The following is an 18,086-nucleotide window of genomic DNA, read 5'->3' as shown; positions in this document are numbered from 1 at the left end:
AGGTCAGGCGCAAACGTTTCGATCGCAAGTGCCGTGATCGCTCCGACACCAGGCATGGTTTGAGCACGGCGTGCCGTGGCCGTGTCCTTGGCAGCCTCGCTCATCTTGAGGCCGAGCTCTACGATGCGCTCAGTCAACTCTCCGATATGTCTCAGAAACATCTTTCCGAGGTCCCGGACGCCGACGGGCAAGGCTGTGTTGATGTCTTCGATTGGGTCCGCAAGCTTCCTGAGGTGGGCACTCCCTCTCGCCGCGACCAAGCCGTGTTCGGCAAGATGTCCGCGAAGAGCATTGATCATTTGAGTGCGCTGCCCGACAAACATCTGCCGCGTCCGAAACAGCGTGGCGCGAGCTTGTTGCCCTTCCGTCTTCAGCGCGACAAATCGCATCGACGGTATCGTTCTTCTGGCGTTTGACGAAGGGCTTCACGTAAATCGGTGGGATCAGGCGCACTTCATGTCCAAGTTCCTCGAAATCGCGGCCCCAGCCCTGCGCCGTGGCACATGCCTCCATGGCGATGACACACCGAGGAACCTGCGACATGAACCCCAGGAGCTGATTACGGCTGAGTTTCTTGCGAAACAGGATAGACCCGTCGCCGTCAGCTCCGTGCAGGTGGAAAATGCGCTTTGCCAGATCAATCCCAATAATCGTAACCTCGGACATGGATGCTCCCTCCCTCTGTGATGGCTTCAACACTCATCACATTGGCGCATTGCGATGCCGTCAGGTGGGGACATCCACGCCATCAACATGGGCTAGTGGTATCGGTAAAGACATAGGTCACGTGGGGATCGATCGGGCCAGAGGTGGCAAAGCCGACGATCGGTCCGCCCCCGCCCTGATCGCATAGATCGTGATCGCATCGGCCGGATCTGTAGAACCTTCGGGCATGACCACATAGGAATAGTCGGGCTCGATCCTCGTCGTCCTCGTACACCATCCCGTTGATCGTTTGATCGCCTTCCAGCCTCTGGGTGCTGTCGCCATCGAAGAACTGATCGTCATCATCGACGACCGAGACCGTGATCGGAGACGAGCCCGAGCCGAATGTCGGTTCCGCGCCAGCAATATCGTCATTGACGGAAGACGGGTCACTGAACGCATCACCCGCGCTCACTTTGTTGATTTCCCAAACCGTAAATTCCGGCATCTTACACCTTCCTCAGATGATCATCAGGAACGGGTTCAGAATTTTCGGCAGGGTGGGTCTGCGCGCATATGGCGAGACATCGAACAGGCCAACCCTTGCTGTGTGCCAGTCAACCCAGTCCCCGCGGGTCTGCCGCGGACAGTTTCGCAAAGCCCGCAAACCTGGCCCAAGCTTGCCGCCGGGCGCGCAAGTTTGCTTCTGGCGGAACAGATCATGACCTCCCGCGCTCCTGTCACTGCCTGTCCAAGAGATCGGGCCTTTCTGACCGAGGCGATCTGGCGCAATCAGAGCCGCGTCCTCGCACGAGGCGATCTTTCGGGACCGCTCGTATCTCCCGGATCATGCGCCGGAATAGGCGCCGGTCATGACCGGACCAAACGGCCCACGCGCATGGCTCAGGCTGGGGCCATCGGCAGTTCGAAGTGAAACACCGCGCCCCGATCCGGCGAGGCACTGGCCCAGATCCGCCCGCCATGCGCCTCGATGCAGCTTTTGCAGATCGCGAGACCCATGCCCATGCCGCCCTCGCGCGTTGAGTAGAAGGGCTGGAAAACCGAATGCAGGCGATCGGGCGGAATACCGGGGCCCTTGTCGCGGATTTCGACCCGGACGCTCTCTCCCTCGGGGCGTAGCGCGATGGTCAGGTCGCGCTTGCCGGTGCTGTCCTTCATTGCCTGCGCGGCATTCATCATCAGATTGACCATGACCTGCTGCATGTTCACCCGGTCGGCCGTGACCAGAGGCAGGCCGTCGGGGGCGTCGATATGGACCGAGACGCCATGCGCGCGAAGCTCACGTTCGATCAGCAGCACGCTGTCGCGCACGATTGCCGCCAAGTCCTGCGGCGCGGCACTGGTGCTGCTGTTGCTCAGAAAGGCGCGGGTCTGCTCGACTACGGATCTAGCACGGGTGGCCGCGGCCAGCGCATTTCCGATGGCCTCGCGCGCCTCGGCCAGATCGGGCGCGTCGCGCCCAAGCCAGCGCAAGGCCGCCTCGGAGCTTGATACGATAGCGGCCAGAGGCGAATTCACCTCATGCGCGATCGAAGCCGTCAGCGCGCCCATGGTGCTGACCCGCACGGCGCGGGCCAGATCCTGCTCGGCCTGCGCCAGCCGCGTCTGGGTCGATTTATACTCGGTGACGTCCAGATCGCTGACAAGGATATCCTCGAAGTCGCGCCGGTTCTGCGGCAGGCCCGCAGCGAAAAGCGTATCGACCTCTTGCCCGTCGGGCATGGTGATATGGGTTTCCGAGCGGTAGAAATTGTCGCCATTGGCGAAAGCGACCAGCCATTGCACGAAGGTCTGATCCGTATCCGGCAGAAGATTGTCGAGCGAACCCAGCAATTGTTGCTTGTTCTCGGCCCCGGCGCGCAGCACCGCGAAATCGTTCACATCCTTGATGATGACCCCACGCCGGACGCTCCGCAACTCGTCAGGATGGGCGGCGAAATGGGACTGCATGTCACGAATGCCGCGCCGCATCAGATCCTCTACGGCGTCTCGGGCATGCGACCAATCCTCGCGCCAAAGCGAAATGCCGCTGCGCTGGAACAAGGTGTCGTTCCAGCGCCGCGCATCCGCCAGTTCCCCTTGCAGCGCCGAGATGCGGCGACGATGGGTGGAAATGGCAAAGGCGGCCAGTCCGATCGCGAAGCTGCAGATCAGGAGCGAGGCAAGGCTCAGATGCAGGCCATCCGCGACCAGCAGACCCAAGGTCAGAACCGGCAGGGCGGCTAGGCCGAGAAACAGCCAATCCTGTCGCGTCCAGCGCAGGGTCTGCGCCGCAGGACCGGGGTCGCTGGCCCATGCCGGAAGCCCGTCCGGCGCGATCCTGCGCTGCGGGGCCGCATGGCCCTCTGTCGGCCAGAGAGTGAAAACCTGACGCATCGACCCGCCCCGAAACTGGCATATATGGCCGCCCTCAGACGGTTCGCACATGGCAAGAGGGCCGGCGAATTTGGCGACTGAACCTAAGTATAGTTGCCTTGCCCGCATTTCGACAACAGTTTTGGAATCAGGCCCTTGGCAGCAATGGCCCCCTTGGGCCGCAGGCCAAGCCGGGGGCCATCTGCGTCGGGCCACACGGAAGGGGGCCATGTGGCGAAAATGAACGCAGGTCCGCATATAGCCATCGTCGATGACGACGACGCAATCCGGCGTGGACTGTCGAGCCTGCTGCGCTCGGAGGATTACCGCGTGACGCTTCACGACAGCGCCGAGGCGTTTCTGGAAAGCCTGAAGGCGGATCTGCCGCATTGCCTTTTGACGGATATCCAACTGCCGGGGGTGAGCGGGCTTGACCTGCAGATGCATCTGCGGACCGACTATCCCGACCTGCCGGTGCTGATCATGACGGCCTATCCGCAGCCCAATCTGCGCGATCAGGCCTTGCTCGCGGGGGCGGTCTGTTTCCTCGGCAAGCCCTTTGACGATCACGACCTGCTCCGCTGCGTAGCTATGGCGGTCGGCCGCAGGGATCGGGATGGAAATTCGATATGACAGCGCCCGTCCGATTGCGTATCCTCACGATCCGGAGAGGGTAGAAGCAACATGTCAGGCCAGGATTCTGCGGTTCATGTGATCGACGATGACGCATTGCTCCGCGGGGCCATCGACACGCTGCTGCGCTCGGTCGGGTTCCACAGCCATTGCCATGCCAATACCGAAAGCTTTCTTTCGGACCCCCTGCCCGATATTCCCTCCTGCCTTTTGCTCGATGTGCGCCTGCAAGGAGCGAGCGGCCTCGATTTCCAGACCCGGCTGGAGCAACTGGGTATCCGTTTGCCGGTCATCATCATGACGGGCTATGGCGACGTGCCCATGTCGGTCCGCGCGATGAAGGCCGGAGCGGTCGATTTCCTGACCAAGCCCTTCCGCGATCAGGATCTGCTGGATGCCGTGAGCGACGCAATTTCCCGCGACCGTCTGCGTCGCGAGGCCGAAAGCGAGGCCTCTTGCCTAAGCGATCGCTACAATGCCCTTTCCGAACGGGAGCGGCAGGTGATGACCCTGATCACGGCGGGACTTCTAAACAAACAGGCTGCCTATGAACTTGGTCTGAGCGAGATCACCGTGAAGCTCTATCGTGCGTCTGCCATGAAGAAGATGGAGGCCCGCACATTGGCCGATCTGGTGCGCATGGCGGGCCGGCTGGGTATAGGGGAACGTACCCATGAGGGCTGAGCCGGGGCTGGCTTTGCCCTTGACGCTGCGGCTTCGCATTACCTCTTTGCCGCCAATTGCCAGAAGCCCGATTTGCGACCGTTTTTGCGACTTGGCGGCGCAGAAATCTTGTGTGGGCCGCGACGGTCCGATGGTCCCAGATTGCAGTAACGGACGGCAGGCAACCAGAACACACCTCTCTGCTTCAACGCAGGGATCCGGCTAAAATGCTCTGGATGAATGGCGATTCTGCGCTAGCCCTCAACTTGGCAACAATTCCTTATCTCGGATCGACTGACTTTGCGTCCCGAGAGCACCGGCCGGATGGCCGCATCCAAGAGGGCCTTGAGCAGGTCGCGTCAGTCGGCTTCGGCCTTGTCGCCCAAACTTTCGAAATCGGGATGCGGGCCCCGCCAAACATGCTATCTGCCGCGTGCTGCGACCCGATCAGGATGGCTTGCGGCGACAGCAATTCCTGGCCAAGTGATCCGCCCGGCTCGGCGCGTCCAGACCCGGAAAGATTTGAGTAAAGCCGATCCGAGCCGCTTCGCAATGATGCCCAGGCTGCTCAGCGACATAGATACGACGCGCCTCAATGGTCGGTTGAAATGCACCGGCGGTCAATTTGAGAACGAAGATCGTCTTCCACGCCGGGCGCTACGGGATAACCACGTCGGTCCCGTCGAGGCCAGATTGCCTCCCGCATGTAGACGCTGATGAGTTCCTCAAATTCGGCCTCAGTTGGCTGCCGCCCCAAATTTCATCCGTAGCGCGGAGATCGTCTGTTTCGCAGAGGGCACCCCAGCAGGATACCCAATTTTCCTGCGCCGATCATGTGAAAGCACAGTGCCCGAGGCTGGCCCCGCCAGAAACGAAGCCACATTGTCGACCCATTAGAAATCCGGCGCGTTCCTCTGGTCGCGCAGAGGATTGCCTGCAGCCTGTGGTCTGACCCTCAATCCGCGGGAGAATACCAGATCGGCGCGTTATAGGCGCGCTCCGTGATCGTCATGCGGGCACCCTCGGGCGGCGAGGCGCTCAGTCGCACCTTGTCATAGGCCGTCCAGCGCGGCGTCGGACACTCGATCACCCGGGCATAGTAGAAGGCAGACTGATCCTTGTCGAGATCGGGGGCGGTCCATGCCGCGCGAAGGTCTGGCGCACCGATCGAATTGCTCCAAGTCGCGGTTGCCAGATCGCCGGTAGTGCCGACATCAGGGAGCTTTCCCGAACCCGCCGCCGGTTCTCGGCCCCCGGACTAGGCCACGTCATCGACCTTCTCATGGGTATTGCCCTCGGCGTCGAGCCAGCCCTTCACGATCTGGATCCTATCGAGATTGGCGCCGATCGGATCCTTGAGCGCCGCCACGAGAAAGACGGGCGAGGCGCCCTCTGGCCCCGCGGCGAGATCGCCGCCCATGGGCACGCCGCGCGCATAGCCGGCTGCGACTGGCAGCCTCGCATCGGCATCCGCCGTCGTGAAGTCCCAACCTCCGAAGAATCGCACCACCATGCGCGATCCCGTCGTTGCGTAGGTCTCGCGCTGATGCATCGCGTCCCAGATCTCGTGCCGGCTATTGCCCGTCGCCCAGACTGCGGCCCAGCCCGACGCGCCGACCTCCCAATCCATGACCCTGACGCCCATCTCCTTGTTGTCCACGAAAGCCTTGGTCGAGCGTTCGGCCGAGGGCTTCTGCGGCACGGTCTTGCCGAAGAAATTCTCCTCCTCCATCGCGGTAAGGCCCGTATGCGCGTCGCTCGAGCCGATCAGCCCGAACTTGTAGGGATTGGTGCCGAACTGCGCCTCGAGTTTGAGCCCGTTCTTCAGCGCTTCGCGGGCATATTCATCTTGCGGCATGTCATTGGTCTTGGCCACGCTGCCATCCAGATTGCCCTTGTCCCACAGTTCGAAATCCGCGAACTCGTCTTCGGGCGACAGGATCGGGTGGGCCTCGCCGGTTCCCTTGGTCTGGGTGGTCTCGTAAAGCCGCTCCCAATTGTTCCGGGTCTCGACATATTGCTTGTCGAGCGGTTTCGAAGAGGCCGTCTCGACCGGGAACATGAGGCCGTTCGACAGGTTCCCGTTATGCGGGATCGCCAATACGCTGCCGCCGGTCTTTTCCTCGTAGCTTGCAATCCATTCCCAAAGCTTGGCCGGATCGTCGCTGCCAAACGGCGGGTAGACCGTGAAGGGCTGCACCAAACCGGCCCGGTCACCATTGCCGCGATAGATGACGTTCCTGTGCAGGTTGTTCCCGCCGGTATTCGATGTCCATTCACAGCCGATGAACGCAGTGAAGGTGCCGGGGTCGTTGAATTCCTCGGCGGCGTCTATCGTCGCCCGCCAAGCGTTCTTGTAGCCCTGCGAGCCCGGAAAATACATCAGATCCTGCGGAAACCTGTTATGCGAGAAGGCGGCGATGATCTCGATCGCGGCATCGTTGCCCTGCCCGGACTTCACCATATTGTACCATTTCCGACCGGTCGGGTCGGCCAGCACGCTCGCCTTGCCGGCAAACAGATAGGGGAAGAAGCCCATATTGTTCGAGTGATCCGCAACGCCTAGGAATCGAGCGGCCGCGAGAGCCGCACCGGCTGTCCCGTCGAGGAGATGACGGACTCGCCCCGCGCAAACCGATAGCCATCGCGCAGATCGAGCCGTGCCCCGAATGCGCCCGCATCCATCGAGAATGCCGTGTGCAAATGCGTGTCGCCCAAATAGGGCCGCTCCGGAAAACTGCGATCCACATAGGGCGAATACGGGCTTGGCATCGCAAACTTATCGGCGGATGGCGTTCCTGTGTCCTGTGCGGCGGCCCGGTCGGTCAGCAGGATGAGAGTTGCGACGCTTATTGCGACCAGAACTCGCTGAATTGGAACCATGATCTCCTCAATCGTCAATGTAGCGAGTCGATCCTTCCAGAAAAATCTATACCGTTCTCTGGCCCCCGATTGCACAGAAACGCGACGGCCTGTTCTTTTCCAAGATTGCGGAGGATCCATCGAGTCAGGCGCGCAATCGCACATGCGATCCGCACATGACTGGCATCTCGATGTAACTCTGGCATTTGCCGCCAAGTCGGCTGCCGCGCGGGTCACGGAGACAGCGCTGAAGTTCTCTGGCGGGATCTGGCAAGAAGCTCAGGACGTAAAGGGTACGGCCCTGGCGCCTTAAAGCATCGCCTGTCGCCCTAACCATGGCGATGTGGCTCTCGCGCCAAACCTTTGCCGTCACGTGCCATGTTGGCGGGCGCGAAAACTGAACCGCGGGCCTTCGCCGTCGGGATGGCTTCTTCGAGCCTCGCTTCCGCAATCCGGATCAGTCGCCCAGCAACTGCCGGTCGTCCCCGTCGCGAGAGCGGACCAACTCTTCCTTGATCCGGCGCAGCACGGCAATCGCACGCGGGCGATCGGCATAGGCGACAAGATTGGCCAGCATGTCGACCACTGCCAGATAGGCGTAGCGCGTCGAGGTCGGGCGAAAGATGTTGCGCCCCTCGGGCAGGTCGATCGGGATCGTCAGGCCTGCCGCACGCGCGACGGGCGATCCGCTTTGGGTCAGCGCGATGGTGGGCACGCCGCGCTGACGCATGAGTTCAAGACAGCGCACCAGATCCAGGTCCCGCCCCGTCATGGACGAGACGATCGCGACAGTGCCCTCGACCGCCCCGGCCGCCAGCATCAGGTCCATCGCCCTGTCGCTTGAATTGTGGATGTTGCATCCCAGCCGGAACAGCCGGTTCTGCAACTCGCTCGAGATCATCGAGGAATTCCCACCCGAGCCGAAGGCCAGGATGAAATCCGCCGCGCGCAGGATCTGCGCCGCCTCGTTCAGCAGGCGCGGATCGAGCTGCTGATGCAGATGGAACAGGGCATTCTGCGCCTTGGTCAGGATATCCTCGGCCACTTCTTCGGGGGTCGAGGTCGGCACCTCGGGCCGCAGGTAGCGCAGCCCGACATAGGTCATCCGCGCCAACTGGACCTTGAAATCCGAGAACCCGCTGCAGCCCACCCGGCGGCAAAACCGAGTGACGCTGGGCGGCGAGACCCCGGCGCGCTCGGCCAGTTCGCTGATCGACGAGCCGGTGGCAAAATCCACATCCTGCAGGACCAGCTGCGCCAGCTTGCGGTCCATATCCGAAAGACGGCCCTCGTCATCGGTCAGGACATGATAAAGATCCATCGGCCACTCCTGCGTTGGGTGAAAATTAATTTCCGGAATCGGCAGAGGTCAACCCGTTTCGCGCGATTCCGGTGGCAAGATCGGGAAGAACATGAAAATCATGAACTCGAATTTCCAGTCAAGGATCCCGAAGATGAGCTTTCCCTGGCCCGAACCCGGCACGCCGATCGCCCAGATCCCCACCCCAATGCCCCTGATCGACGAGGACCGCCTGGCGCGCAACATCGCCCGCGCGCAGGAATATTTCGACGGCTGCGGCAAGGATTTCCGCCCCCACGTCAAAACTCACAAGATCCCCGCCCTTGCGCTGGAGCAGCTTGCCGCTGGGGCAATCGGGATCAATTGCCAGAAGATCTCCGAGGCCGAGGTCTTTGCCGATGCCGGAATCGACGAGATCCTGATCACCTACAATATTCTCGGCGCGGCGCGGGTGGCACGGCTCAGGGCACTTCATGACCGGATCGGCGGTCTGCGGGTGACCGCGGACAGCGCAACGACCGTGGATGGGCTCGCCAGCGGTTTCGACGCCGCGCGGCCGCTTTCCGTGCTGGTCGAATGCGATACCGGCGGCAAGCGCTGCGGGGTGCAGACCCCCGAGGCCGCTGCCGCTCTGGCCGAGCGCATCGCGGCGGCACCGGGGCTGCGCTTCCTCGGGCTGATGACCTATCCCTCTGTCGGCGGCGCGGCGGCGGTCGAGGCCTTCTTCTCGGCGACCATGGCACTGCTTGACGCCCGCGGCATCCCCTGTCCGGTGCGCTCGAATGGCGGGTCGCCGGATCTGTTCAAGGCCCATGAGGTGCCATCCGCGACGGAACACCGCTCAGGGACCTATATCTACAATGACCGGGCGATGCAGCGGGCCGGACATTGCGGGGCCGAGGATCTGGCCATGCATGTCCTCGCCACGGTCGTCTCCCGACCCGCGCCGGGGCGGGCCGTGCTGGATTGCGGCTCCAAGGCGCTGACCTCGGACCTGCTGGGATTTTCCGATTACGGCCGGATCGAGGGCCATGAGGATGCCCGCATCACCACGCTTTCCGAGGAACATGCCGTGGTCGAATCGATCGGAGCGGATTTCCCCGGCATCGGAGAGCAGGTCCGGATCGTGCCGAACCATACCTGCGTGGTGACGAATCTGTTCGATCGGATCGTCTTCCACCGAGACGGCGTCGTGACCCGCACCCTGCCCGTCGCGGCGCGCGGGACTGTCTGGTAAGCCGCGACCTCCCACGGCTGAAAAAATCTTTGGCGGGACAGGTGAAACCGTCCCGCCATTTTCGTCCCGGATTTTCAGGCGAGAGCCTGTGCGGGACCGATTCCGCCGTGATGGGCTGAAAATCCCTCCGGCCTGTTTTCACGGGACGTGAAATTCAATTTCTTGTTTGACGAAAATTCATTGACGCGCGCGAAATTTCTGGCGCTATTTGTGAAAATTAATTTCCCAAAGCAGCCCGACAGGCCCGCAGGACATGAGAATCTTCACCGCGTCGCTTGCGACCGAAACCAATACCTTCTCGCCGGTCCCGACCGACATGCTGGCCTTTCACGCCGGCTTCTATGCCGCCCCCGGCACCCATCCCGACACGCCCACGCTGTGCTCCTCGGTGGTGCCGATCCTGCGCCGCCGCGGCCGCGACGAGGGATTCGAGGTCATCGAGGGCACGTCCTGCTGGGCCGAACCGGCCGGGCTGATCCAGCGCCGGACCTTCGAGACACTGCGTGACCAGCTGCTGGCCGAACTTTCCGCTGCCATGCCCGTCGATGGCGTCATCCTCGGCCTGCATGGCGCGATGGTCGCGCAGGGCTATGACGACCCCGAGGGCGATTTGCTGGAACGCGTGCGCGCCCTTGTCGGGCCAAAAGTTCTTGTCTCGGCGGAATTCGACCCGCATAGCCACCTGACCGCGACGCGCGTCCGCAATCTCGACCTCATGGCGGCCTTTCTCGAGTTTCCGCATACCGATTTCGAGGAACGCGGCGAGCATGTCGTGGAGCTGTCGCTGCGCGCCCTGCGCGGCGAGATCGCGCCGGTGATCTCGACTTTCGATTGCCGGATGATCACCATCTATCCGACCAGCCGTGAACCGATGCGCGGCTTCGTGGACCGGCTCAAGGCGCTGCAAGGGCGCGACGGCGTGCTCTCCGTCTCGGTCATCCACGGCTTCATGGCCGGGGACGTGCCGGACATGGGCACCCGCATCCTGGTCGTGACCGATGGCGATGCGGCGGGCGGCGCGGCACTGGCGCAGCGACTGGGCCACGAGCTTTACGCCCTGCGCCGGGACACCGCGATGCCGATGCTCGCGACCGAGGCGGGGCTCGACCGCGCAGCCGCCCTTCGCGATGCGGGGCCTGGCCTGCCCGTGGTGATCGCCGATGTCTGGGACAATCCGGGCGGCGGCGTCGCCGGCGACGCGACCCATGTCCTGCGCCGGATACTCGAACGCGGCATGGACCGGCTGGCGGTCGCCACGATCTGGGACCCGATCGCCGTCGGCTTCTGCCACGCCGCAGGCGAAGGGGCCGAGATCGGCATCCGCATCGGCGGCAAGTCCTCGGGCATGGGGGGCGAGCCTCTGGACCTGCAGGTCCGCGTCATGCGGGTCATGGACGAGGGCTGGCAGAGCTTCCGCAACAGCCGGGTCTCTCTGGGCCGCGTCGCGGTCATCCGCCCGCTCGGCAGCGAGACCGACATCATCCTGATCACCAGCCGCTCGCAGACCTACGAGCCGGACATCTTCACCAATCTGGGCATCGATTTCGCCGCCAAGGATTACCTGCTGGTGAAATCGACCAACCATTTCCACGCGGGCTTCGCGCCGATCGCGGCCGAGATCGTCTATGTCGCCGCTCCGACATCCTATCCCACCGACCCCGCCACGACCCCCTATCGCAAGGCAAGCCTCGGCCTTTGGCCGCGGGTTGCCGACCCGCTGGGGCTTGAAACCTAAACCACCCCCGAACGACCCGCAAAGGGCCATGACCGACAGGAAGGAACAATGATGAAGACAAGAGCTTACCTGACCAGCTGCCTTGCCGCTCTGGCCGCATCGACCGCCATCGGCAGCGCCCATGCCGCCGAGGGCGTGCTGACCGTCGCCACCATCGGCGAGCCGCCGACGCTGGATGCGATGCAGACCCCCACCGACATCGTGCTGACCATCGACCAGCATATCTTCGAGACGCTCTATACCTATGACGCGCAGTGGAAATCGGTGCCGCTGCTTGCCTCGTCCGCGCCCGAGATCTCGGCCGACGGGCTGAGCTGGCGCATCCCGCTGCGCCAGGGCGTGACCTTCCATGACGGATCGGCTTTCGATTCCGCCGATGTCGTGGCCTCGCTCGAACGCTGGATGCAGGTGAACTCGAAGGGCAAGCAGGTCGCCGAGATCGTCGAGAGCCTCGCGGCCGATGGTCCCGATGCCGTCGTCTTCAAGCTGAAGTCGCGCTATGCGCCGCTGCTGGCCACCCTGTCGCAGGCCTCGATCATCCTGCCCTCGGAAAAGATCGCGGAGGAACTCACCGAGTTCGTGGGCACCGGCCCCTATATGCTGAAAGAACGCCGCCCCGACCAATATACCCAGCTTGTCCGTTTCGATGCCTATGTCTCGCCCGAGGGTGAGGCCAGCAATTTCGCCGGCAAGCGCGAGGCGATCGCCAAGGAAATCCGCTTCGTTCCGGTGCCCGACGCGAATACGCGCGTCGAGGGCCTGATCTCGGGCCAGTTCGATTTTGCCGATGCTCTGCCGGTCAGCGCATATGACCGCATCGCGCAAAGCGACGCCGCCACCCCGGTCATCTTCGAGAACCAGGGCTGGCCGTCCATGAACATGAACATGAAGGAAGGTCTGCTGACCAACAAGGACCTGCGACAGGCGGTGCAACTGGCGCTGAACCCGACGGACATGATGCTGGCGGCCTTCTCGGATCAGCGGTTCTTCAGCGTTGACGGCGCGATCTTCCCCGAGGGCTTCTACTGGCACAGCGCAGCCGGTGTGACCCGCTACGGCGAGGGCGACCCCGAGGGCGCGGCGGAACTTCTGGAAAAGGCGGGCTATGACGGCACCCCGCTGCGGATCCTGACCAGCCGCCAATACGAGTTCCATTACAAGATCGGCGAAGTCGCCAAGGCCTATCTGGAAGCGGCAGGCTTCAAGGTGGACATGCAGGTGGTGGATTGGGCGACCCTGACCACCCGGCGCGCCGATCCGGCGCAATGGGACATCTTCATCACCCATTCGAATTTCCCGGGCGATCCCAGCACGATCAACACGGTCACCGACAGCTATCCCGGCTGGTATGTCTCGGACCAGAAGGCGCAGGCCGTCTCGGTCTATCTGGCCTCGACCACTGATGCAGAAAAACTGACCGCATGGGAGGGGCTGCAGGGCGTCATCTATGACGACGCGCCGCTCTTCAAGGTCGGAAACTTCAACGGGTTGAGCGGTCTGGCCAAGGGCGTCGAGGGCTATGTCCCGACCTATTGGCCGCATTTCTGGAACGTCACCCCGAAGGAGTAAGGCGCAATGAACAGGATCGCTCGGGCCTTGCTGGGCCGACTGGCGGGCATGCTTCTGGTGCTGGCCATCGTCGCGACCGTGGTCTTCGTCATCGTCCGGGTCACGCCGGGCGATCCTGCCGCCGTCATGCTGGGATCGGATGCGACGCCGCAGGACATCGCGGACCTGCGCAGCCGCATCGGGCTGGATGCGCCGCTGATCGTGCAATATGGCCAGTTCATGCTGGGCCTGCTGCGCGGCGATCTTGGGCAGTCGATCTTTCTTGGCCAATCGGTCGGCGAGGCGCTCTTGGCGCGCGCCGAGCCGACCTTTTTCCTGACGCTCTTCTCGATCCTGATCGCCTGCGCCATCGCGCTGCCGGTGGGCGTCTTCTCAGCCGTCCGTCGCGGCACTCTTTTCGATCAGGTCGTCGTCACGCTGACCATGATCGCCTCGAGCGTGCCCAGCTTCTGGCTGGGGCTGATCCTGATCCAGGTCTTTGCCGTCGGGCTGGGCCTGCTGCCGGCCTCGGGCTATGGTGGGCCGGAGAGCGGGTTTCTTGAACGCATCCAGCACCTGGTCCTGCCGGCGATCGCGCTTGGCGTGGTGAATTCGGCGCTGATCACCCGCTTTACCCGGGCGGCGATGCTCGACGTGCTGGGGGACGATTATGTCCGCACCGCCCGGGCCAAGGGCGCGACCGAGACGCGGGTCGTGCTGAAACACGCGCTGCGCAACGCGCTCGTGCCGATCATCACCGTCATCGGCCTCTCCGTCGCCATGCTGGTCGCGGGCGCAGTGGTCACGGAAACCGTCTTCGGCCTTCCGGGGGTCGGCAACCTCGTCGTCTCGGCGGTGCTGCGGCGCGACTATCCCGTGATCCAGGGCACGCTTCTGGTGGTCGCGGCGATCTACGTCCTGATCAACTTCATCACCGACATGCTCTATATTCTTGTGGACCCGCGGGTGCGCCTGTGACCGATACCACCAATTTCCTTGCCGCACCCCGCCTGCTGCTGCGCAACCGCGCCGCCCTGCTGGGCGCCGTGATCCTTGCGATCGTGGTGCTGGCCGCGCTGCTCGCCCCCCTGATCGCGCCCTACGCGCCGAACAAGTTGTCGATCGTGAACAAGCTGCAGCCGCCCTCGGCCAGCCACCTGTTCGGCACCGACGAATTCGGCCGCGACATCCTGTCCCGCGCGATCTTCGCCGGCAGGGTCTCGCTTCTGGTCAGCCTGGGAGTGGTTGCGCTGTCCACCGTGCTGGGCGTGATCCTGGGTGTGGCGGCGGGCTATTTCCGCGCGCTCGACGCCCCGATCTCGCGGCTGCTGGATGCCATGATGTCCTTCCCCGACATCCTGCTGGCGATCGCGCTGGTCGCGGCGCTGGGGCCCTCGGTCGCCACCGTCATCATTGCGCTTGGCATCACCTATGCGCCGCGTCTGGCGCGGATCGTGCGCGGCTCGACGCTGGTGCTGCGCGAGATGCCCTATATCGAGGCCGCGATCACGCTGGGCCTGCCGACCTGGCGGGTGCTGACGCGCCACCTGCTCCTGAACCTTGCCTCGCCGGTGCTGGTCCAGGCGACCTTCGTCTTTGCCTCGGCCATGCTCGCCGAGGCCAGCCTGTCCTTTCTTGGTGTCGGTGTCTCGACCGACATGCCGACATGGGGAACCATGCTGGCCTCGGGGCGGGAATACATGAACAGCGCGCCCTGGCTGATGATCTTTCCCGGCCTTGCCATCGTGTTTTCGGTGCTGTCGCTTCAACTTCTGGGCGACGGACTGCGCGATCTCGTCGATCCGCGCCTGACCAAGGAGCGCTGAGATGTCCGATCCTGTCCTTTCCGTGCAGAACCTGACCACTGCCTTCCGCAGCCGCGAGGGCTGGCGCGAGGTGATCCGCGGCATCAACTTCGAGGTGAAGGCCGGCGAAACCGTCGCCATCGTGGGCGAATCCGGCTCGGGCAAAAGCGTCACCGCACTTTCCGCCATGCGCCTCCTGCCGCGCGACAAGACGCGATCGACCGGACGCATCCTGCTCGAGGGGCGCGACCTGCTGACCCTGCCGGAAGCCGAGATGCGCAAGGTGCGGGGCGGCCGCATCGGCATGATCTTTCAAGAGCCGATGACCTCGCTCAATCCGGTCCTGACCATCGGCAACCAGCTGGCCGAGGCGCTGGTCCTGCATCGCGACATGTCCTGGCGCGAGGCCGAGGCCGAGGCGCTGACCCTGATGGAGCGCGTCCGCATCCCCTCGGCCAAGAGCCGGCTGCATGAATATCCGCACAAGTTCTCGGGCGGGATGCGGCAGCGGGTGATGATCGCGATGGCGCTGGCCTGCAGGCCCCGCCTGCTGATCGCCGACGAGCCGACCACCGCCCTCGACGTGACCATCCAGGCCGAGATCCTGTCGCTGATCTCGGAATTGCAGCGCGAAAGCGAGATGGGGGTGCTCTTCATCACCCATGACATGGGCGTCGTGGCCGAGGTCGCCGACCGCACCGTGGTCATGTTCCGCGGCGACATGGTCGAGACGGGCGAGACCTCGCGCCTCTTCGCCGCGCCCGGCCAGCCCTATACGCGCGCGCTGCTGGCCTCGATCCCGCGCCTGGGCACGATGAACGGCGCAGCGGGGCCGCGGCGCTTTCCGCAGGTCGACCCCCGGACCGGCACGGCCAGCGAGGGGCGGGAAATGCCCTTGCCGCCTGCGGGCACCGCGCCCGTCGTCAGCGTCAGCAACCTTTCGATCCGGTTCGATCTGCCCCAGGGCCGCGTCCATGCGGTCGAGGATGTCTCGTTCGATCTGCATCCCGGCGAGACGCTTGCGCTCGTGGGCGAGTCCGGCTGCGGAAAATCGACCACGGGCCGCGCGATCATGCGCCTGACCACCCCCAGTGCGGGCGAGATCCGCATCGACGGCCGCGACATCGCCCGGGCCAGGTCCTCAGAATTGCGCACGATGCGCCGATCCGCCCAGATGATCTTCCAGGATCCCTTCGCCTCGCTCAATCCGCGCATCAGCGTGGGTGACGCGATCCTCGAGCCGATCCTGACCCATGGCCTCCTGCCCAAGGCGGCCGCAAGGCTGCGCGTCGCGGAACTCTTGGACCAAGTCGGGCTGTCGCCGGAGATGGCCGGGCGCTATCCGCATGAATTCTCGGGCGGGCAGAGGCAGCGCGTCTCGATCGCGCGGGCCATGGCGCTCGAGCCAAAATTCATCGTCGCGGATGAGGCCGTCTCGGCGCTGGATGTCTCGGTCAAGGCGCAGGTCTCGAACCTGCTGATGGACCTCCAGGCGAGCCGCGGACTGGCCTTCCTGTTCATCTCGCATGACATGTCCGTGGTGGAACGCATCAGCCACCGCGTCGCGGTGATGCATTTCGGCGAGATCGTCGAGATCGGGCCGCGCGCCGCGATCTTCGGCAATGCCCAGCACCCCTATACCCGCCGGCTGATCGCCGCCGTGCCCGTACCGGACCCGGCGCTGCGCGGCACCCGGTCGGCCGCTCCGCCGCAGGAGCCGCGCAGCCCCCTGCGTCCGCTGGACTACGTTGCGCCCAAACGGCTCTACCGCGAGGTCGCGCCGGGCCACTTCGTCATGGCCGAGACCTCGGCCTGAAACCACCCAGGAGAAGAACATGGATATCAAGCGTCATGGCGTCGGCGAAGGAAAAGGCTCGGGTCAGCGTCCCCTGCCCTTCGCCAAGGCGACCGAGGCCGATGGCTGGCTTTACGTTTCGGGTCAGACGCCGATGCGCGATGGCGAGGTCGTCGGCCACGGCATCGTCGAGCAGGCCACCATCGCCATCGAGAACATGCTCAAGATCGTGACCGATGCCGGATACGGTCCCGAACATATCATGCGCGTCGGCGTCTGGCTGGACGATCCCCGCGATTTCTGGAGCTTCAACGGGGTCTTTGCGCGGTATTTCGGCGAGAACCCGCCGGCTAGGGCCTGCGTGCAATCCGCGATGGTGGTCGATTGCAAGGTCGAGGTGGATTGCATCGCCTATCGCAAGCCCTGAAGCAGGTGGGCATGACCCAGGCGGGGCGGCTTGTCGCAAGTGCCCCGCCGAACGTCTTACGCCCTGCAAGTGCCAGATCCCTCGCCACCATTCACCGGCTCATGCGGGACGCCGCGGCCAACGAGAATGCAGCAGCACCGTCATCGCCTGCTCGATAATCAAGAAGACCGCCATGCATCACGGTGCTGTCGAGCACCTGAAATTTGTCCGGCGCGATCCCCGTGCCCCCCCCCCGGGCTTGCCGGAGGCTGGATAGGGGCAGTTACGCGGCGATGTCTTCGGTTTCCGACGCCGCTTAGAAGTTTGCCTCCGCCTCGGCTGGCGAGATGTTCCCGATGGGCTCGGGGAGGCGAAGGTTGTTGAACCAGTCTTCCCAGTCCAGCGTCGGCTATTCGACGGGCTCGAAGCTGCGATGGGCCGCGGCGATGAATGACCTCTGCCTTGAGCGGGCCGTTGATGGTTTCGACCAAAGCGTTCTGCGCCTTCAAGCGAGCCCCCGGATCGGTGATGAACCAGCCCCATTGCCTTTGTCGGCCTTCGGTCATGGGCCGCCTGCTCCAGTGTTTCCAGGACAATCCCTGCTTGGGCTGACGTGCTGGCGCGCCGGCTGACGATCTTGCGGGCATAGGAGTCCATGAGTGCGGAGGACAGACCCTTACCTCGGCTTCAAGTCCCCCCTCCAAGACCAGCCAGCTTGAAGATGCCGACTGGACCGACGGGCAGCGCACCGGTCCGCGCACGTTCGAGGTCCTCTATTTTCGCGAATTTCAGCTCGGTCTGGATCGGCCAGGGCAGCATGGCGACCGATGGCGTGGCCGAGATCGACACTTCTGGCACCAGCCGTGCCAGCTATGCGAACCTGCGCAACATGGCCGGAGGCTACGAGCTCCGCGACGGCGAGGCCTCTCGGGCATCTCAGGCGGTGTCATCAAGGATTTCGACGGCGGGAGGCGATTTCGCATTCGATATGACACGCCGAAATTCAACGGCGTCATGCTCGCGCTGGCCTATGGCGAGGAAATCCTGGCCGAGCATGACGGCGCTAGTGGGGCTCAGCCCT

The 18,086-nt window shown here is 63.8% G+C and carries 14 protein-coding genes and 2 pseudogenes; 10 read left to right on the top strand and 6 right to left on the bottom strand.

The genetic code is table 11. From position 1 onward, the window contains the following. Positions 1-416, top strand: a 416-nt coding sequence (locus ESZ60_RS20780) for a hypothetical protein (protein WP_167620143.1), incomplete at its 5' end; no start/stop codon positions are given. A gap of 332 nt (positions 417-748) precedes the next feature. On the opposite strand, the gene ESZ60_RS12810 is transcribed toward ESZ60_RS20780, so the two are convergent. Together ESZ60_RS12810 and ESZ60_RS12805 are read right to left on the bottom strand one after the other, a co-directional pair. After that, positions 749-1,153, bottom strand: coding sequence for a hypothetical protein (locus ESZ60_RS12810; RefSeq protein ID WP_134681130.1), 405 nt, complete (start codon positions 1,151-1,153; stop codon positions 749-751). 395 nt (positions 1,154-1,548) lie between these two features. Continuing rightward, positions 1,549-3,042 carry a sensor histidine kinase gene (locus tag ESZ60_RS12805; RefSeq protein WP_167620142.1) on the bottom strand — a complete coding sequence of 498 codons (1,494 nt, stop codon included), beginning with the start codon at positions 3,040-3,042 and terminating at the stop codon, positions 1,549-1,551. Positions 3,043-3,261: 219 nt separating this feature from the next. Between ESZ60_RS12805 and ESZ60_RS12800 the strand changes: the two genes are divergently transcribed. Next, positions 3,262-3,654 (top strand): response regulator transcription factor, encoded by a 393-nt coding sequence (locus ESZ60_RS12800; protein WP_134681128.1) that lies wholly within the window; start codon positions 3,262-3,264, stop codon positions 3,652-3,654. A 51-nt stretch (positions 3,655-3,705) separates the two neighbouring features. Next, entirely contained in the window at positions 3,706-4,338 is a 633-nt protein-coding gene (locus ESZ60_RS12795) for a response regulator transcription factor (protein WP_134681127.1), read from the top strand. 934 nt (positions 4,339-5,272) lie between these two features. On the opposite strand, the pseudogene ESZ60_RS12790 reads toward ESZ60_RS12795, so the two are convergent. Together ESZ60_RS12790 and ESZ60_RS12785 are read right to left on the bottom strand one after the other, a co-directional pair. Continuing rightward, a pseudogene (locus ESZ60_RS12790) lies at positions 5,273-7,002 on the bottom strand (DUF3604 domain-containing protein). Positions 7,003-7,636: 634 nt separating this feature from the next. After that, a complete protein-coding gene (locus ESZ60_RS12785) occupies positions 7,637-8,500 on the bottom strand; it encodes a MurR/RpiR family transcriptional regulator (RefSeq protein ID WP_134681126.1) in 864 nt (287 codons plus the stop codon). 133 nt (positions 8,501-8,633) lie between these two features. Here ESZ60_RS12785 and ESZ60_RS12780 point away from each other — a divergent pair, with 133 nt between their 5' ends. The 7 genes from ESZ60_RS12780 (at position 8,634) to ESZ60_RS12750 (ending at position 17,026) form a co-directional block, all read left to right on the top strand. Further along, positions 8,634-9,716 (top strand): alanine racemase, encoded by a 1,083-nt coding sequence (locus ESZ60_RS12780; protein ID WP_134681125.1) that lies wholly within the window; start codon positions 8,634-8,636, stop codon positions 9,714-9,716. A 253-nt stretch (positions 9,717-9,969) separates the two neighbouring features. Next, on the top strand, positions 9,970-11,451 hold the full coding sequence (locus ESZ60_RS12775) for a M81 family metallopeptidase (protein ID WP_134681124.1): 1,482 nt from the start codon (positions 9,970-9,972) through the stop codon (positions 11,449-11,451). 48 nt (positions 11,452-11,499) lie between these two features. Next, complete coding sequence (locus ESZ60_RS12770; protein ID WP_134681123.1) at positions 11,500-13,020, top strand: ABC transporter substrate-binding protein; 1,521 nt, start codon at positions 11,500-11,502, stop codon at positions 13,018-13,020. 6 nt (positions 13,021-13,026) lie between these two features. Further along, entirely contained in the window at positions 13,027-13,977 is a 951-nt protein-coding gene (locus ESZ60_RS12765) for an ABC transporter permease (protein ID WP_134681122.1), read from the top strand. Beyond that, the gene (locus tag ESZ60_RS12760; RefSeq protein WP_134681121.1) at positions 13,974-14,825 is read left to right on the top strand and encodes an ABC transporter permease; all 852 of its coding nucleotides are present in this window, start codon (positions 13,974-13,976) and stop codon (positions 14,823-14,825) included. The genes ESZ60_RS12765 and ESZ60_RS12760 overlap by 4 nt, the downstream gene beginning before the upstream one ends. Position 14,826: 1 nt before the next feature. Continuing rightward, complete coding sequence (locus ESZ60_RS12755; protein WP_134681120.1) at positions 14,827-16,620, top strand: ABC transporter ATP-binding protein; 1,794 nt, start codon at positions 14,827-14,829, stop codon at positions 16,618-16,620. Between the two features lie 19 nt (positions 16,621-16,639). Continuing rightward, positions 16,640-17,026 (top strand): RidA family protein, encoded by a 387-nt coding sequence (locus ESZ60_RS12750; RefSeq protein WP_134681119.1) that lies wholly within the window; start codon positions 16,640-16,642, stop codon positions 17,024-17,026. A 295-nt stretch (positions 17,027-17,321) separates the two neighbouring features. Here ESZ60_RS12750 and ESZ60_RS21285 read toward each other — a convergent pair. Together ESZ60_RS21285 and ESZ60_RS20775 are read right to left on the bottom strand one after the other, a co-directional pair. Continuing rightward, positions 17,322-17,665: pseudogene (locus ESZ60_RS21285) on the bottom strand (transposase domain-containing protein); the annotation flags it as partial. Between the two features lie 27 nt (positions 17,666-17,692). Next, positions 17,693-17,863 carry a hypothetical protein gene (locus ESZ60_RS20775; protein ID WP_167620141.1) on the bottom strand — a complete coding sequence of 57 codons (171 nt, stop codon included), beginning with the start codon at positions 17,861-17,863 and terminating at the stop codon, positions 17,693-17,695. Positions 17,864-18,086 lie beyond the last annotated feature (223 nt).

Source organism: Paracoccus ravus (assembly GCF_004522175.1).
GTDB lineage: Bacteria > Pseudomonadota > Alphaproteobacteria > Rhodobacterales > Rhodobacteraceae > Paracoccus > Paracoccus ravus.
This window is presented reverse-complemented; position numbering and strand designations above follow the sequence as displayed.

Coding starts and splice junctions, on each gene's coding strand:
- ESZ60_RS12800 (WP_134681128.1), top strand. CDS start 3,262: ATGAACGCAGGTCCGCATATAGCCATCGTCGATGACGACGACGCAATC.
- ESZ60_RS12810 (WP_134681130.1), bottom strand. CDS start 1,153: ATGCCGGAATTTACGGTTTGGGAAATCAACAAAGTGAGCGCGGGTGAT.
- ESZ60_RS12755 (WP_134681120.1), top strand. CDS start 14,827: ATGTCCGATCCTGTCCTTTCCGTGCAGAACCTGACCACTGCCTTCCGC.
- ESZ60_RS12775 (WP_134681124.1), top strand. CDS start 9,970: ATGAGAATCTTCACCGCGTCGCTTGCGACCGAAACCAATACCTTCTCG.
- ESZ60_RS12750 (WP_134681119.1), top strand. CDS start 16,640: ATGGATATCAAGCGTCATGGCGTCGGCGAAGGAAAAGGCTCGGGTCAG.
- ESZ60_RS12770 (WP_134681123.1), top strand. CDS start 11,500: ATGATGAAGACAAGAGCTTACCTGACCAGCTGCCTTGCCGCTCTGGCC.
- ESZ60_RS12795 (WP_134681127.1), top strand. CDS start 3,706: ATGTCAGGCCAGGATTCTGCGGTTCATGTGATCGACGATGACGCATTG.
- ESZ60_RS12780 (WP_134681125.1), top strand. CDS start 8,634: ATGAGCTTTCCCTGGCCCGAACCCGGCACGCCGATCGCCCAGATCCCC.
- ESZ60_RS12805 (WP_167620142.1), bottom strand. CDS start 3,042: ATGCGTCAGGTTTTCACTCTCTGGCCGACAGAGGGCCATGCGGCCCCG.
- ESZ60_RS12785 (WP_134681126.1), bottom strand. CDS start 8,500: ATGGATCTTTATCATGTCCTGACCGATGACGAGGGCCGTCTTTCGGAT.
- ESZ60_RS12765 (WP_134681122.1), top strand. CDS start 13,027: ATGAACAGGATCGCTCGGGCCTTGCTGGGCCGACTGGCGGGCATGCTT.